This is a genomic window from Ruegeria sp. C8, from assembly GCF_056537565.1.
In genome coordinates this window covers 20522-36961 of the sequence record NZ_JBQFRV010000002.1, presented here as the reverse complement: position 1 = coordinate 36961, position 16440 = coordinate 20522, and the positions used below count along the sequence as shown (strand labels likewise).

General features: G+C 57.5%; 14 protein-coding genes and 1 pseudogene. 8 read left to right on the top strand and 7 right to left on the bottom strand.

Annotated elements, in window-relative coordinates:
- Positions 1 to 2 precede the first annotated feature (2 nt).
- The 4 genes from ACR0KL_RS03815 to ACR0KL_RS03800 form a co-directional block, all read right to left on the bottom strand.
- A complete protein-coding gene (locus tag ACR0KL_RS03815; protein WP_480776649.1) occupies positions 3 to 1484 on the bottom strand; it encodes an NAD-dependent succinate-semialdehyde dehydrogenase in 1482 nt (493 codons plus the stop codon).
- Positions 1485 to 1508: 24 nt separating this feature from the next.
- Positions 1509 to 2351 (bottom strand): 3,4-dihydroxyphenylacetate 2,3-dioxygenase, encoded by an 843-nt coding sequence (hpaD, locus tag ACR0KL_RS03810; protein WP_170380896.1) that lies wholly within the window; start codon positions 2349 to 2351, stop codon positions 1509 to 1511.
- A gap of 157 nt (positions 2352 to 2508) precedes the next feature.
- Entirely contained in the window at positions 2509 to 4017 is a 1509-nt protein-coding gene (gene hpaE / locus ACR0KL_RS03805; RefSeq protein ID WP_170677329.1) for a 5-carboxymethyl-2-hydroxymuconate semialdehyde dehydrogenase, read from the bottom strand.
- A gap of 3 nt (positions 4018 to 4020) precedes the next feature.
- The gene (locus ACR0KL_RS03800) at positions 4021 to 4419 is read right to left on the bottom strand and encodes a 5-carboxymethyl-2-hydroxymuconate Delta-isomerase (protein WP_170677327.1); all 399 of its coding nucleotides are present in this window, start codon (positions 4417 to 4419) and stop codon (positions 4021 to 4023) included.
- Positions 4420 to 4524: 105 nt separating this feature from the next.
- On the opposite strand from ACR0KL_RS03800, the gene hpaR reads away from it, so the two are divergent.
- Entirely contained in the window at positions 4525 to 4965 is a 441-nt protein-coding gene (hpaR, locus tag ACR0KL_RS03795; protein WP_170556492.1) for a homoprotocatechuate degradation operon regulator HpaR, read from the top strand.
- A gap of 37 nt (positions 4966 to 5002) precedes the next feature.
- On the opposite strand, the gene ACR0KL_RS03790 is transcribed toward hpaR, so the two are convergent.
- Both ACR0KL_RS03790 and ACR0KL_RS03785 read right to left on the bottom strand, forming a co-directional pair.
- A complete protein-coding gene (locus ACR0KL_RS03790; RefSeq protein ID WP_170677325.1) occupies positions 5003 to 6355 on the bottom strand; it encodes an aminotransferase class III-fold pyridoxal phosphate-dependent enzyme in 1353 nt (450 codons plus the stop codon).
- 32 nt (positions 6356 to 6387) lie between these two features.
- The gene (locus ACR0KL_RS03785) at positions 6388 to 7167 is read right to left on the bottom strand and encodes an IclR family transcriptional regulator (RefSeq protein ID WP_170677323.1); all 780 of its coding nucleotides are present in this window, start codon (positions 7165 to 7167) and stop codon (positions 6388 to 6390) included.
- 108 nt (positions 7168 to 7275) lie between these two features.
- Here ACR0KL_RS03785 and ACR0KL_RS03780 point away from each other — a divergent pair, with 108 nt between their 5' ends.
- From ACR0KL_RS03780 to ACR0KL_RS03750, 7 genes are all read left to right on the top strand, one after another.
- The gene (locus ACR0KL_RS03780; protein WP_170677321.1) at positions 7276 to 8205 is read left to right on the top strand and encodes a tripartite tricarboxylate transporter substrate binding protein; all 930 of its coding nucleotides are present in this window, start codon (positions 7276 to 7278) and stop codon (positions 8203 to 8205) included.
- A 63-nt stretch (positions 8206 to 8268) separates the two neighbouring features.
- Complete coding sequence (locus ACR0KL_RS03775) at positions 8269 to 8805, top strand: tripartite tricarboxylate transporter TctB family protein (protein ID WP_170470521.1); 537 nt, start codon at positions 8269 to 8271, stop codon at positions 8803 to 8805.
- A 9-nt stretch (positions 8806 to 8814) separates the two neighbouring features.
- Positions 8815 to 10347, top strand: a complete 1533-nt coding sequence (locus ACR0KL_RS03770) for a tripartite tricarboxylate transporter permease (protein ID WP_480776648.1) — start codon at positions 8815 to 8817, stop codon at positions 10345 to 10347.
- A gap of 7 nt (positions 10348 to 10354) precedes the next feature.
- Positions 10355 to 11839, top strand: coding sequence for an aldehyde dehydrogenase (locus ACR0KL_RS03765; protein ID WP_480776647.1), 1485 nt, complete (start codon positions 10355 to 10357; stop codon positions 11837 to 11839).
- A gap of 15 nt (positions 11840 to 11854) precedes the next feature.
- The gene (locus ACR0KL_RS03760; protein ID WP_480776646.1) at positions 11855 to 13150 is read left to right on the top strand and encodes an aspartate aminotransferase family protein; all 1296 of its coding nucleotides are present in this window, start codon (positions 11855 to 11857) and stop codon (positions 13148 to 13150) included.
- Entirely contained in the window at positions 13147 to 14079 is a 933-nt protein-coding gene (locus ACR0KL_RS03755; protein ID WP_170677314.1) for a phosphotransferase, read from the top strand. Before ACR0KL_RS03760 ends, ACR0KL_RS03755 begins: the two co-directional genes overlap by 4 nt.
- Positions 14080 to 14101: 22 nt before the next feature.
- A complete protein-coding gene (locus ACR0KL_RS03750) occupies positions 14102 to 15337 on the top strand; it encodes a Tm-1-like ATP-binding domain-containing protein (RefSeq protein ID WP_170677312.1) in 1236 nt (411 codons plus the stop codon).
- A gap of 298 nt (positions 15338 to 15635) precedes the next feature.
- Here ACR0KL_RS03750 and ACR0KL_RS03745 read toward each other — a convergent pair.
- Positions 15636 to 16297: pseudogene (locus ACR0KL_RS03745) on the bottom strand (IS6 family transposase).
- Positions 16298 to 16440: the final 143 nt, after the last annotated feature.

Here is a 16440-nt window from a genome sequence, read left to right as displayed (position 1 = left end):
CACTAAGCCTCCTCAAAAGGGGAAATCCCGCTCATGCAGATGTACTTCAACTCCATGAAATCATCGAGGCCATATCGAGATCCCTCGCGTCCAAGACCCGACATTTTGACACCGCCGAACGGAGCCTCTGCCGTTGAGATCAGACCTGTGTTCACACCGACCATCCCGTATTCCAACGCCTCGGATACGCGCCAGACACGCGCCATGTCACGGGAATAGAAATATGAAGCCAAGCCGAATTCGGTATCATTGGAAGCGGCGACAACCTCGCTTTCGCTTTCGAATTTGAACAAGGGAGCGACGGGGCCAAAGGTTTCTTCGGTCGCCACCGCCATATCCGAGGTCACATCGGTCAGAATGGTGGGTTCAAAGAAGGTGCCGCCAAGTGTGTGGGGTCTACCCCCGAGTGCGATCCTAGCCCCCTTCGAAGTCGCGTCACCGATATGTTCGACGACCTTGTCCACGGCAGCCTGATCGATCAGCGGGCCAAAGATGATACCTTCATCAAACCCATTGCCGGTTGGCAGGGTCGCTACTTTTGCAGCCAGCTTTTCAGCAAAGGCGTCGTTGACCCCGGCCTGCACATAGATGCGGTTTGCACATACGCAGGTCTGTCCATTGTTGCGGAATTTCGCGATCACAGCGCCTTCGACGGCGGCATCCAGATCGGCATCGTCGAACACAATGAACGGCGCATTGCCACCCAACTCCAACCCTAGCTTCTTGATCGTTGGCGCGCATTGCGCATAGAGCATCGCGCCGATCTCAGTCGACCCAGTGAAGGTCAGCTTTTGCACGATCGGGCTTGAGGTCATCTCTCCACCAATCTCCCGCGCTGAGCCGGTGATGACCGAGAACAAACCAGCGGGCAGCCCCGCTCGTTCGGCGAGCACGGCCAGAGCGATGGCCGAGAACGGCGTTTGGCTGGCGGGTTTCAACACCATCGAACAGCCCGCCGCAAAGGCCGGTCCAGCCTTCCGGGTGATCATGGCGTTGGGAAAGTTCCACGGCGTAATCGCGGCCACAACGCCTATGGGTTGCTTGACAGTAATGATCCGCTTGTCCGGCGCATGGCTAGGTGTGACATCCCCGTAGACCCGGCGGGCCTCTTCGGCGAACCACTCGATGAAGCTGGCGCCATAGGCGATCTCGCCCTTCGCTTCGGCCAAAGGCTTACCCTGTTCGGCGGTTAGAATGGCACCCAGATCATCCTGGTTTTCCATCATCAGATCATACCAGCGACGTAAGATTTGGCTGCGCTCTTTCGCGGTACGTTTGGCCCAGTCTTTCTGCGCGCGCTGCGCATCGGCAATCGCCTCGACCGTCTCGGCAGCACCCAGATTGGGCACACGCCCGATCAACTCACCCGTCGCCGGGTTTATCACGTCAATCGCGCGCTCAACGTCTGAAGCATAAATCCATCTGGACCCGACCCGCGCCTTTTCGGCAAGCAACGTGGGATCGTTAAGACGCAGTTCCGTCATTCGAATTTCCCTGTGTTTCCGGTTCTAGACCGAGAAGCTGACATTGGCTTGCCCGGTCCCGGAGCTACCGAAATACGGGGTATATATGTCGATCTTGCCCTTGTAGCTGCCCCATCCAAGGGCACCGAACAGCAAGGCGGTATCGTTCATGGCGCACTCGCCCGCGCATTTCTTGGCGTAGTCGGGCAGAAGTTCGAGGAACTCCTCAAAGCGCCCCTGTTCCCAAAGGTCCAGCACGCGCATGTCCATCTGGCGATTGAACTCGCCGTTTACCGAGTTCAGTCCATCGACCGAGCGTTCATTGGGCGTGAAGTCGTGGCTCAACGACCCCGAGGCCAGGATCGACACGTTACGGTCCGAGCGTCGGATGCCTTCGGCGATGGCTTCACCCCAGACGCGATTTTCAGCAATCGACGAGAACTGGTTGACCGCCACGGGCAAAACCCGCGCATTCACACCCTCGTTGATGAAGTGCATCGGCAGCAAAGTGCCGTACTCCATACCCATATCGGGGTGCGAATGCCCCAAGGCCCGTTCGCCACGTTCACGCAGAACATCAAGGATGGTTTCCCCAAGCTCGTGATCGCCGCGATAGTCGAACTCCATATCCGCCAACATGTGCGGCAGTTCATGACTGATGAAACGGCCCTTGTGGTGCTCTTTCGTGTTCAGATGGAATCCCTGATTGGTGATCCAGTGCGTGTCAAAAATGACAAATGTATCGACTTTGCGGTCGATCGCATCCTGACGAAGACGCGCATAGCCGTCGATGGCAGGTTGGCGGATGCCTTTGTATTTCGGCATTGTGTGGGACATCCAGATGCTTGGCACATGCGTTATCTTCGCGGCCTGTACAATCTTTCCCATGGCAGTTCCTCCTCGCATTTGTGACGCCTGGCAACCGAAGTTGAAGCTACCTGACATCGTTCGGTCCTTCAGCAGTAAGCGGAAAGTGCCGGACCAGTTTGTGCGCGTTTTGTCTATCCTAGCTTTGTCCCCGCCCAATGGGGACAGTGCCGCTAGTTTACTTCCCCAATTGCATGATCTTGTGTTGACCGGTTGCAAAGCCAATGTGCTTTTGTTCCATATAAAACTCGAACGACCAGTCGCCGCCGTCGCGCCCGATGCCGGACGCTTTGACGCCACCAAAGGGCGTCGGCAGGTGGCGCACATTTCCCGAGTTCACCCAGATCATTCCGGCCTCAAGCTTGTCGGTAAAGCGCAGCGCCCGCGTCAGGTCGTTGGTCCAGACATAGCCGGTCAGACCATAAGGCGTGTCATTGGCCATCTGCAGTGCCTCTTCTTCAGTCGAGAACGGGATCGAGGTCAGGACGGGGCCAAAGATCTCCTCACGGGCGATGCGCATCTGGTTGGTGGCATTGGTGAACAGGGTCGGACGGATGAAGTACCCTTCATCGCCCAGCTTCACACCACCGGCTGCGACGGTCGCGCCGTCCTCTTTGGCGATGTCGAAATAGCTGGTGACCTTGTTGTAGTGCTCCTCTGTGACCAGCGGGCCGATTTCGGTCGCCGGGTCCAGCGGATGGCCGACCTTGATGTTGTTGACGCGTTCGATCAGCTTGGCTTCGAACTCTTCCTTGATGCTGTCCTGCACCAGCAGTCGCGAGGATGACGTACAACGCTCGCCATTGATCGAGTAGATCATGAAGATCACGGCATCCAAAGCGCGGTCCAGATCGGCGTCGTCGAACACGATGACCGGGTTCTTGCCGCCAAGTTCCAGATGCATCCGCTTCAGCGTGTCCGCGCCCTGTTTGGTGATGATGCTACCTGTGCGGCTTTCACCGACAAAGGCGATGGCCTTAATAAAAGGGTGCTCGGTCAGCGCCTTACCCGCGTCGGGGCCAAAGCCGTTCACAGTGTTCAGCACACCTTTGGGCAGTCCGGCCTCTTCGGCGATTTCGACCAGCAAGCGGGCTGACAGGGGCGAATCCTCGGCGGGTTTGTGAACCACGGTGCAGCCTGCAGCCAGAGCGGGCGCGATCTTCCAGGTCGACAGCATGAACGGCGTGTTCCAAGGGGTGATCACGCCAACCGGACCAATCGGCACGCGGGTGGTGACATTCATCAGGGTCGGCGATTTCAGATGTTGACCGTCGCGCGCCTGCACAACCTGATCTGCAAAATAGCGAAAGTTCTCGGCTCCGCGCAGAGCCGCCTTGGACATAAATCGCAGGGTCTGACCCGTGTCCCAGCATTCGCACAGCGCGATTTCCTCGGCGCGTGCTTCGATGGCATCGGCCACGTTAAGCAAAATGCGGCGGCGTTCGGTGGCAGGCATGTCGCGCCAGTCTGCAAAGGCCGCATGAGCCGCTTTCGCAGCGATGTCAATGTCTTCATCGGTACCGTGGGCAACATCGCAAATCACAGACTTGTCGACCGGGGACGTGGATTGAAAAACACCGGCGGAACCAGCAACATCCTCGCCCGCGATACGGTTTTTGATGCCCGTCTCTTTGAACCGCGCCAGAAATCCCGCCAGTTTTTCGATGTTGGTGTCCAGTGCGCTCATGGGTCAGGTCTCCTGCGTAGTGGCGCCAAGGTGATCGCGGATCGTACCAGTCTTGGGCGAAAGCTTCGCGTCGATGTCGCGCATCTCAAGCGAGAGCGCGATCGAATGATGTTTGAAGGCAGGTGCCAGATACGCTTTGACCGCCTCAAAAATACGCTGCGTGGCATCCTGTTTTACGTCGTCGGACCGACCGGCGCGCAGGCGGATCGAGATATCGATAAAGCCATGCGCCGGATTACCGTCTGCAATTGCAAAATGATCGACCCGCACAGCGCGGACACGAATTCCCGGCATCGGAAAGGTATCAATCTCAGCAGCCCTTGCTCGGATGCACTCACACAAGCCATCCATGTCGACCTTGTCCTCTAGGTTCCCGGAATACTCGACTTGAAAATGCGGCATGTGCCCTCCCTTATTGGTTAACATGTTTACTTTTTTACAATCATGCTGTCAAGAACTTGCCTTGTTAATCTTTGCAATTTCGGAATCGGCAATTTAGAAAGCCGCATGACCACGCAAAGCCATACAAAAAGTACCGCCCGATCTCTTCCGATTGCGCTGTTGCGCGCACGGGAAACCGTCATGGCACCGATCCGGGACATGCTTCATGACATTCAGCTCACCGAACAGAAGTGGCGCATCCTGAGGGTTTTGGACGAGCTGGGCGAGGTTGAGCAAAGCGCAATTGCCCACGAGGCCTGCCTGCTTCTGCCCAGTCTCACTCGCATTCTGCGCACCATGGAGACCGATGGCCAGATCACCCGTCGCCAGGACAAACAAGACAAGCGCCGCACCATGGTTCGGATCACCGATGCCGGCCGCGCGGTTCTGGAAGACAACCTTGCCACGTCGCTGGCGATCTCAAACAATATCGAGTCGCAGATGGGCCGCGAGAAGCTGAACCAACTGCTGGACCTGCTTGAAGAGTTGCAGGCGGTTAAAGTCTGACCCCGCCCTAGGGCGGGCGAGGTCACGTAAGTGTTGGTTAAAGAGACGCCAGACCGGTATCCAGCGCAGACAGGATCTTGGCCACGTCCTCTGATGTGATGATCAGCGGCGGAGACAGGATGATATTGTTGCCGGACACACGCACCATCACACCATCTTCATAAGCCGCTTTCTGAACCTGCAGCGGCAGGTGTTTCGCGATGGGTGCCTTGGTCGAGCGATCCGAGACCAGTTCCAGCGCACACATCAGCCCTTCGCCGCCGCGCACATCTCCGATCACGTCGTATTTCTCGGCCAGTTTTTGCAGCCCGGCAAACAGCTCATCCCCGCGCGAGGCGGCGTTTTCCCAGACGCGCAGGCGCTTGATCTCGGACAACGCGGCCAGCGCCGCTGCAGCCCCAACCGGGTGACCGGAATAGGTATAGCCCTGATCCACCGACGCCTTGCCGGTGGTGTCGTTTTCAAACACCTCGGCAACAGCCCCCGAAATCATCGCCGCCCCAAACGGGAAGTACCCATTGGTGATGGCCTTGGCCGTCGTCATGATGTCGGGCTGCACCCCCCAATGCCGCGCACCGCTTTCACTGCCGGTACGCCCAAAAGCGGTGATGATCTCGTCCGAGATCAACAAAATTCCGTGTTTCGAGCAGACCTCTCGCACCATCGGCATGAAACTCTTATGCGGCGGGATTACGCCCCCTGCCCCAAGAACCGGTTCCATGATGAAAGCCGCAACCGTGCTCGCGCCCTGGAATGAAATCTCGGCCTCAAGCGCTTTGACGCAAAGCTGCGCCAGACGCTCAGGGTCGGTCTCGTCGAACGGGTTGCGATAGGTCCATGGCGCGGGCACATGGAAACAGCCCGGCATCATCGGCTCATAGACCGCGCGGAACTTCTGATTGCCATTGACCGATGCAGCGGCGAAATGTGTGCCGTGATAGCCCTGTTTCAGGCTGATGAATTTAGTGCGCCCGGCCTCGCCACGCACCTTGTGGTACTGCCGCGCCATTTTCAGCGCGATCTCAACCGAATCCGAGCCGCCCGAGGTAAAGAAAGCGCGGGTCAGGCCGTCGGGCTCAAAAAACTGCGCCAGTTCATAAGACAGCTCGATTGCCTTGTCGTTGCTGGTGCCACGGAAGGTCGAATAGTAGGGCAGCGCATTCAGCTGATCAGCGATGGCCTGCTTAACCGGCTCGCAGGAATAGCCCAGATTGACGTTCCAAAGCCCCCCGACCGCGTCCAGCGCCTTGTGACCATCGACATCGACAATACTGACACCCTCGCCGCCGTTCAGAATCGTGGGCGGATTCTTCTGACTTTCGGCGGGGTGCGCCATCGGGTGCCAGAAGTAACGCGCGTTGTTTTCTTTGAGAAAGTTCGAGTCTTTCATTTCTCTGGTCTCCGGGTTTTGCGTCCACCCGCTCAAGGATGGAATTCGATTGGAAAAGTGTCGGGAAGCTGACCACCAAAACTTGCGGTCAGGTCATTTGAGAGGGCGTGCAGGACGGTCAGGATTTCAGGAAGCCGGTCGTCTCCGGCGCGGCCTTCGGGAACGGCAATCGCAATGGTTCCCAGCGCCACTTGATCAATCCCAAATATGGGTGCCGCATAGCCATAGACGCCATCTTCGTAGCTTCCACTGCTATTCGCCCAACCGGCCTGACTGATTGCCGCGACCCGCTCTTTGATCTTGGCCGGGTCGGTCAGCGTGGCGTCCGTGTATCGTACTTGTTCATTCTGATCGAGACGGTCCAGCAAGAAGGATGGCCCAAAGCTGAGCATACAAAGACCGGATGCTGTCGCATTGATTGGAAGAATCTCGCTAGGGTCGAGGCTGACGCGCACGCTGTGGCGGTTCGTTTCGACCACCAGCGCGGTTTGAAGCCACTCCTTTTCAAGCAGGGAAAGATGCAGGCTTTCACCAACGTCCTGCATCGCGACCTGCATTCTCTGGCGGGCGCTCTCGATACCGGGACGGGCAATCTGCCGCAACGCTGCCAGTCGCAAAGCAGCAGGTCCGACCGCATAGGATTTGGTCATGGGGTTCTGCTCGATCAGCCCGTATTCCTCAAGCGCCCGAAGGTGTCGCAGCGCCGTGGCTTTGTTCAATCCGGACAGGCGCGCAAACTGACTCAACCCAATTTCTGGCCGAGCGTTTGAAAAGTAGTTGAGCATTTTCAGGGCGTTCAGGGCAGTACCCATGCGATTCACATCCTCCTGTTAAGGTAATACTTGACAGAACAAGCTTAACAAAGCAACATTATTATTGTTAACGCGGATCATATAATGAACCACTGACGGGAGGTGTCAATGAAGAAAGTTCTAACAGCCGCCGCTTTTGTTGCTTCTGCAACCGCCGCACTGGCCGAGTATCCAGAGAAACCGGTTTCCTTTGTCGTTCCATGGCCTCCGGGTGACTTGGAAGACGTTCTCACACGGATGATCGCCGACGAATTTCAGGCCATGTATGGTGTTCCTGCCGCCGTCGTGAACAAGCCCGGTGGCGGCGGTGGTCCGTTCCCCGGAGCGGTGGAAGTTGCGACCGCTCCGGCAGATGGCTACACCGTTGGCTCGTTCGTCATAGGCGTACCGGTCATCGGCCCGGACATTGGCATTCCCGAGCTAAATCCCAACCCGTTCGAACCGATTGGCATTTTTCTGACCTATCCCTTCGTCATTGCCTCCAGCAAGGATGCCCCGTTCGCGACATGGGAAGAACTGGTGGAACACGGCAAAGAAAACGATGTCGCGCTTGGTCACTTCGGCTCGGTTCTGCCGCCCACACAAGTCACCTTTGCGGCCGCAGTCAGCAGTGGGTTTGACTTCGCCAGCGAAGCCGCCTTCGACGCGTTGGACTGCAACACCCTGGCTTCGGGCGACGTAGACGTGATCAACACGACGCTTCAACTTGTTCTTCCTTGTCTGGACCAAGTGAATGTCCTGGCCAGCATCGGTGGCGAACGGATCTCATTGGTCCCGGATACGCCCACGGTTACCGAGCTGCACCCCGAACTGCCATTGGCGCTGTGGAATGGTCTGTTCGTCCACAAGGACACTCCGGCCGAAGCACGCGAAAAGATCACTGCCGCCGCGCAGAAAGCGCTGGGATCTGACAAGGCCAAGCAACTTGCCGAAGAAACTGGAGCACTGATCTACTGGCAGGATCCGGATGCCTCGAATGCACAGATCGAACAGGACAAAGCCTCGTTCTCTAAAATCGAAGAGATTCTAGGCGAATAACGCGAAACCGGCCCGGCGTATTGCAATACTGTCGGGCCTTTTTCTATCCAGCAGGAGGCCATAATGATCGCAAAGACATTGCAAGACATGTTCAAACGATACCGCCGACCCGGCGATGTCGTTTTTGCTTTGGCCTTCCTGGTATTTTCGGTTTTTCTACTGAGCCAACTGGGCACGCAGACCGAGGTTGTCAAACGCACCAAGTGGTTTGCGCAACCAAGCTTCTGGCCAATGGTCTCGCTCTGGGCAATGGCCGCCTTTGCTTTTCTGCACTGGCTCAGCTCCGCCATGTCGGACCGCATTCCGGGTCGCTGGCCCGAAGTCGCGTTCTGGCTGCGGTCCCTTGAATACGTCGCCTATTTTCTGATCTACGTCGCCGTTGTCCCGCTTCTTGGATACCTGCCTTCGACCGTTCTGTTCGCGGTATTCCTTGCAGTCCGAACCGGGTTCCGAAGCGCTGGGGCAATTGGCCTTGCGGCGGCTTTCGGTGTGGCGGTGACCATCATTTTCCGAGCCTTCCTGCAAGTGAAAATCCCGGCCGGTGCCGCCTATGAATACCTGCCCGATTCCGTGCGCGCCTTTGCGCTGACTTATCTCTGAGGTTCGCAAATGGAAACGCTTATGTCCGGTCTTTCGATCCTGACACAATGGCAGGTGATCGTTGCCCTTCTGATTGGCTCGATCGGTGGGGTCATCATTGGCGCGCTGCCCGGTGTTGGCGCTGCGGTTGCCATCGCCATCCTTTTGCCTGCCACCTTCGCGTTTGAACCCATTGTCGGCCTGACGCTGTTACTGGGTATCTATGGCTCGTCAATGTATGGAGGCGCCATACCCGCTATTCTGATCAACACGCCTGGTACGGCGGTGAACGCGCTGACCACCTATGACGGCTATCCCATGACCAAACGCGGTCAGGGGCATCGCGCGCTGTCACTGGCCTATTCCGCTTCGTTTTTCGGTGGTGTCTTCGCCATCATCTGCCTGATGATCCTGTCGCCTGTTCTGGCGTTGATCGCACCGCATTTCGGCAGCCGAGAGATATTTTTGGCCGCCCTTCTGGGGATCATTATGGTGATCCTCGCTCACCGAGGGCAGATTTTTGCTGCCGGTATGTTGGCCGCTTTCGGGATTTTCCTGAACACGGTCGGGCTTGAGCCAGTGAAATACACCCGCCGCTTTACCTTTGAACAAAGCTGGCTGGCTTCGGGCGTAGATCTGATCGTGGTTGTTCTGGGCCTGTTTGCCATCAGTCAGGCCCTGCTTTTGCTGCTTGAAAAGAACCACGCACCGGGCGAAACGCATGTCAGCGGCAACATCTTCGCCGGCCTCAAGGAACTACTGGGCATCAAGCGCGTCGCAACCGCGTCCTCGAGCATCGGGGTCTTCATGGGTATGGTGCCGGGCACAGGTGAGTTCACCTCGCAATTCCTGTCCTACACCTATGCACAAAAAACCTCGAAAGACCCCGACAAATTCGGGGATGGCTCGCCAGAAGGGCTGGTGGCGTCTGAAGCCGCCAATAATGCAGTGCCCGGCGCGGCCATGATCCCACTTTTGGCGCTGGGTATCCCGGGCGAAGCGCTGACCGCGATGATGTTGTCGGTGTTCTATGTGCACAATGTCATCCCCGGCCCGCAGCTGTTTGAAAACCAGATGGACTTTGTGATGGCGCTCTATATGGCGCTGATCCTGCTGAACGTCATCGTTCTAGTTTTCCTGCTCTTCTCGACCAACCTGCTGCTGAAGATCATCCAGATCCCAACGCGGTTTCTGGGCATTATGATCCTGATCCTGGCCTTCGTCGGCGTCTACAGTTTGCGTAACTCGATTACCGACTGCGCCATTGCCGCTGGTTTTGGTGTGTTCGGCCTGATCCTCAAACGGCTGGACCTCCCGATTGTGCCGATCATTCTGGGCATGGTTCTGGGCGGGATCATGGAGGTCAAGCTGCGCAGTGCCATGGCGCGGGTCAAATCACCGCTCGATTTCGTCGACCGCCCGATTGCGGCGATCCTGACGGCGCTGATCGTGCTGATCCTGCTGCTGCATTTCCGAACGTTGTACTACGAGTTCCGCAACAAGCTGAAACCCGAGCCGACCGCGCAACCGGTCGACTCCGATCACCCCAATCAGCAAGGGTAACTCTGCCATGAACCAGTCCGATATTGACGCCCTTCGCTCTCAGGTTCTATCCACCCGATCTCACTTCATCGGCGGGCGCTGGGTCGCCGCTTCGGAAGGTGGACATCGGGAGGTGCTATCGCCTGTCGATGGCGCAGTACTGACCCAAATTGCCGAAGGCACCCCGGCAGATATGGAGGCTGCGATTAGCGCTGCGCGGGCTGCGTTCGAGGATGGCCGCTGGTCGCGCCGATCCCCTGCCGAGCGAAAGAAGGTCCTGCTGAAGCTGGCCGACCTGATCGAAAAACACGCTCTTGAGTTGGCTGTTCTGGGGGTGCGCGACAATGGCACCGAAATCACCATGGCCATGAAGGCCGAGCCTATGTCGGCAGCTGGCACATTCCGCTACTACGCCGAGGCGATTGACAAGGTCTACGGTCAGATCGCCCCCACGGCAGAAAACGTACTGGGCTTGATCCATCACGCATCGGTTGGCGTCGTCGGAGCGATTGTGCCGTGGAACATGCCGCTGATGATCGGCAGCTGGAAACTGGCCCCTGCGCTGGCCACCGGCAACTCGGTCGTGTTGAAACCCGCTGAAAGCGCTTCCTTGTCGCTGCTGAAACTGGCCGAACTGGCAGCCGAGGCCGGAATACCCGACGGCGTGCTGAACGTCGTCACCGGGTCAGGCCGGGTGGTGGGCGAAACGCTGGCGCTGTCGATGGATGTGGACATCATGGTGTTCACAGGCTCAGGGGCTACAGGCCGTCGACTGCTGGAGTATTCGGCGCGGTCGAACATGAAACGCTGCTATCTGGAACTGGGCGGCAAGTCCCCCAACATCGTCTTCAACGACGCCCCGGACCTAAGCGAGGCCGCCAAAGTGTCCGCAGGTGGTATCTTCCGCAACGCAGGTCAGATCTGCATCGCCGGATCGCGTTTGTTGATCCAAGAGGACATCCACGACGACTTTGTTGCCGAACTCGTCAAACATGCCGGAGCGATGCGGATCGGCAATCCGCTCGATCTGGACACACAAATTGGCGCAGTTCATTCGCTGCCCGAGTTGGAATCCAATCTGGACTTCGTAGCCAAAGCCGAGGCCGAAGGCGCCGAGCGTCGCACTGGCGGCGGGCGCATCCTTGAGGAAACCGGTGGCTACTATATGGCCCCGACGGTGATGACCGGGGTCAAATCCACTGACAATCTGTTCCAGAACGAGGTGTTCGGTCCGGTTCTGGCCGTGACCCCCTTCAAGGACGAGGACGAAGCGATCAGGCTGGCCAATGACTCGGTCTATGGTCTCTCCTCGGGCGTGTGGACATCGAACCTGTGCCGCGCGCACCGCATGATCGCTGGCATCCGCGCTGGTGTCGTGCATGTGAACACCTATGGCGGCTCTGACCTGACCGTGCCGCTGGGTGGTGTGCGCCAGTCAGGCAACGGGCACGACAAGTCCCTGCATGCGTTCGAGAAATATCTCGACCTGAAAACCGCCTGGATAAAACTCTGACCAAAGGTCTGCTGCATGACACTTCCTGCGAAATCCGCCGAGCTTGTTGAACGCCGGACCAAGCTGCTGGGCCCGAATGTCTCGACCTTTTATGACGAACCGCTTCATATCGTGAAGGGCGAAGGGGTCTGGTTGTGGGATGCGGACGGGCGCAAATATCTGGATTGCTACAACAATGTCCCGCATGTCGGCCATTGCAACCCCCGCGTGGTCGACGCGATCTGCCGCCAGGCGTCAACGCTCAACACCCACACGCGTTATTTGCATGACGGCATTCTTGACTATGTTGAGAAGCTGACGGGCACGATGGATGCCTCGCTGGACACCGCCATTCTGACCTGCACCGGGTCCGAGGCCAATGACATCGCCCTGCGCATGGCCGAAGGCATGACCGGCAAACGCGGTATCATTGGTACGGATGCAACCTATCACGGCAACACTTCTCTGGTCAGCCAGTTGAGCAAATCAAACTTGCCGACCGTTGGCTTTGGTCTGGATCAGTATTTCCGGTTTGTGGAAGCACCCGACAGCTATCGAAACCCAGACCCAGACGGCAGCAAGTTTGCCGATGCTGTGGCCGAACAGATTGCTGAGCATGAAAAGACCGGCATCGGCTTTAGCGCTTTGGTCATCTGCCCCTATTTCCTGAATGAAGGCTTCCCCGACCATCCCGACGGCTGGCTGAAATCCGTGGCCGAAGTGGTGCGCGAGGCCGGTGGCCTGCTGATCTGCGACGAGGTTCAATCGGGTTTTGGCCGAACAGGCACCCATATGTGGGCGCATCAGAAGATGGGCGTGGTGCCGGACATCATGACCATGGGCAAACCCATGGCCAACGGCCATCCGGTGGGCGGTGTCGTGACGCGCAACGAAATCCTTGCCACCTTTCGCAAGGGCTATCGCTACTTCAACACGTTCGGTGGCAACCCAGTGTCCTGCGCAGCAGCGATGGCGGTATTGGAAGAGATTGAGGCTAATAACCTCGTCGCCAATGCCAAAACTGTGGGCGATCACGCCCACGCACTTATGACGGCTTTGCAGCAGAAATATGAGTTCATCGGCGATGTGCGCGGCTCGGGCCTGATTTTCGGGGCCGAGATGGTGCTGGATCGTCAGACCAAGGAACCGGCCAGCGAATTCACCGATCGGATCATCAACGCGATGCGGCACCGGGGCATCATCCATTCGAAACTCGGCCGCCACAAGAACACGCTCAAGATCCGGCCACCGATGCCGTTCTCGAAAGAGAATGCCGATCTGTTGTTTGACACATTGGACGAGGTTTTGGCCGAAACCCCGCTGACCCTATGATCCCGGTTGTCGAGCAAGCCCTGACCCTTTGGGGCATGGACGGTGCCGAATGGTCGCTGATCGCGGCCCGCGAAAACCATGTCTACCGGGTTCAGATCGGCGCGAAAAGCTATGCGCTGCGCCTGCACCGCAAAGGCTTGCATTCGGATACCGCCTTGAGGTCCGAGCTGCAGTGGATCGCCGAGCTGGGCGCAAAGAGCGTCGGTGTACCCACACCGGTACCGGCCACGGATGGCCGCTATTTGCAACTGCTGGACGGGGTCCAGGTCGATATGCTTGACTGGTTGCCCGGTCGCCCGCTGGGATCGACCGAAACCGGGATCGACCATAGTGATCGTACCGGGCTGTTTCGGGCCCTCGGGCATGAGATGGCGAAGCTGCACGAAGTCAGCGATGCCTGGACGCGTCCCGATGACTTTGAGCGCTGGTCCTGGGATCGTGCTGGACTGCTGGGCAATGCCCCATTGTGGGATCGGTTTTGGGAAAACCCCACGCTTTCTGGCGAGGATCGTGCCCTGTTCACTGCGTTCCGCGAGAAAGCCAACAATCACTTACTGCAGATCGAAAACCAACTGGACTACGGCCTGATCCACGCCGATCTGGTACGTGAAAACGTGATGGTTCGAGGCGACAAGCTCTGGCTGATTGATTTCGACGACGCCGGGTTCGGGTTCCGTCTGATCGATATCGCCACGACACTGCTGAAAAACCTATGCGAGCCGGATTACGACGCCCTGCAGGCGGCCCTGCTAGAGGGATACTGGTCGGAACGTGCGCTAGACACCGAGTATCTCGATCTGTTCATGGCCCTGCGCGCGGTCACTTATGTCGGCTGGATTTCGTCCCGCATGGGCGAAGATGGATCAGAGGCACGAAACATGCGGTTCAAAGATACCGCCCGAGAGTTGCTGACGCACTACCTCGGATAAACCGAACGCACGGGAGGAAACCATGACCAATAAAACGATCCTGCTGATCGGGACATACGACACTAAAGACCCCGAGATGCGGTTCATCGAAGAAACCGTAAAGGCGCAGGGAGCAGATGTGCTAACAATGGACGTCTCCGTTCTTGGCGATCCTGAAACACCGACCGACATCTCAAAACATGACGTCGCAGATGCCGAAGGCAGAACCATCGACGAGGTGATTGCGCTGGGGGATGAGAACAAGGCCTTCCGCGTCATGTCCGCCGGGGCTGCCAAGGTAGTGGCAAGAGCCTATGCCGAAGGCCGGTTTGACGGGATGCTGGCCACTGGTGGAACCATGGGTACCGACCTTGCGCTGGACTGTGCACAGGCCCTGCCCATGGGGGTCCCGAAATACATCGTTTCAACAGTCAGTTTCTCATCGTTAATCCCCCCACATCGGTTGGCCCCGGACATACAGATGATCCTGTGGGCCGGTGGGTTGTACGGTATGAACTCGATCTGCAGGTCTTCGTTGGCACAGGCTGCAGGGGCCGTGGTCGGTGCTGCCAAAGCCGCCATCGCGCCGGATCGTGGCAAACCCCTGATTGGCATGACCAGCCTTGGGTCCTCCTGCCTGCGTTACATGAAAACTCTGAAACCTGCGCTGGAAGAGCGAGGCTTTGAGGTTGCAGTATTCCACTCGACAGGCATGGGCGGCATGGCCTTTGAAAAACTGGCCGCCGAAAACGCCTTTGTCTGCGTGATGGATTTCTGCATGCAGGAGTTCGGCAATCTGCTGGCCGGCTCGGTTGTTTCAAGCGGAGAGGATCGCGTTACCAATGCCGGGCGCGTTGGCACGCCGCAGATGGTTGCACCGGGCGCTCTGGACCTGCTGGACTTCGCGGGCTGGCAAGAGATCCCGGACCAATATGCAGATCGCCCGTTTCACGAACATAACCGCCTGATCAAAAGCTCGGTCTTCAATGGCGAGGAACGCCGCGCCTGGATCAGGGAACTTGCAAACCGGCTGGAAGCAGCAACCGGGCCGGTTCATTTCTTCCTGCCGTTGCAAGGCGTTGAAGCATGGGACAAGGAAGGCGAAGAGGCACATGACCCCGCGGCCCTTGCTGACATGGTCGATGAGGCCCGCAAGGTCATGCCGGACCAGGTGCCGATGACTGAGCTGGACGCCCATATCAACGACGCCGCATTTTGCAATGCCGTTCTGGCCAAATTTGACGAATGGGTTGAAAGCGGGATTGTCAGCCGTGGTTAGCTGGCTTCCTATTGCGTGTCAGAGTTTTCGTAAAGCTAATCGCACGTAGCTACGAAGGTAAACGAGTTGCACAACAAGGGAGTGTCAACCACCCTTTAAACCACTCTTTTTCGCAGAAGGCGGCCAAGATATCACGCCCGGACGAGCGGGCGTGACAGGTGTGCTGTCAGACATATTCGAACCAGCCTCAGCTAGACCGGTATGGTGCTGTCAGACGAATTCCAACCAGTCTCTAGTGGGCCAGTGACGCTGTCTTTTATCCCGCACCAAGTTCGCGCCACTCGGCAAGAGCGGCGGATCATGTCAGTTCGAAGGTGTCTCGGCTGGTGAGCGATCGTCCCTTGTTGAAGTGGTTGTAGGCAGGGGAATGGACAGAGACAAATTTCTGCAAACTTCGCATACGCCTAAAACGTTGCATGGCGCATTCACACCGTCGGAAAAGATGGTGCGAATTCCCGGAGCGGTTATTGAGCCACCTGCCCGTCTGCTGTTTTTCGGTAGCGCCAATCTCTGAGAGAAGCCCGAAAAGAGGCGCAGCTATCGGTGACTACTTCTTCAGCTTTACCGCGCGCTTCATCAATTTCCCGAGAAATTTCAATGCCGCCAGCTTGTTTCAACTTTTGGTAGCGATTGCTTCCAGCACCTCGCCCTCGTGATCGGCGGCCCGCCAGAGGTGGTGTTTCTTGCCAATCACCTTCACGAAAACCTCGTCTACGTGCCACTTTCATTTCGAAAATGTCCACAGTTTCTGGACTCGCTTTCGTCTGATCTCAGAGGCAAACACCAGGCCAAATTGTTCCACCAATATTTGACAATTTCCTGGCTCATGTCGATGCCTCGCCCGTGCAGCAAATCTTCGACATTGCAAAGCGAAAGCGGGACAAGGATGTACAGCATCACCGTCAATCGGATGAACTCGGGGCTGCTCTTGAAATACATGAAAGAGGCAGGCCTGATCATGAGCAAAAGCTACCGAACCGCCCAGCCCCGCTCAAGCAAGGTTCTTCTGAAAAGACTGTAGCGATGTTGTCTGGCTCCTTTGTTGAGAGCACTTGGACGAATGCTTCAAACGCATTGAGCATGTTGCAGGTGCTGCAATGTTG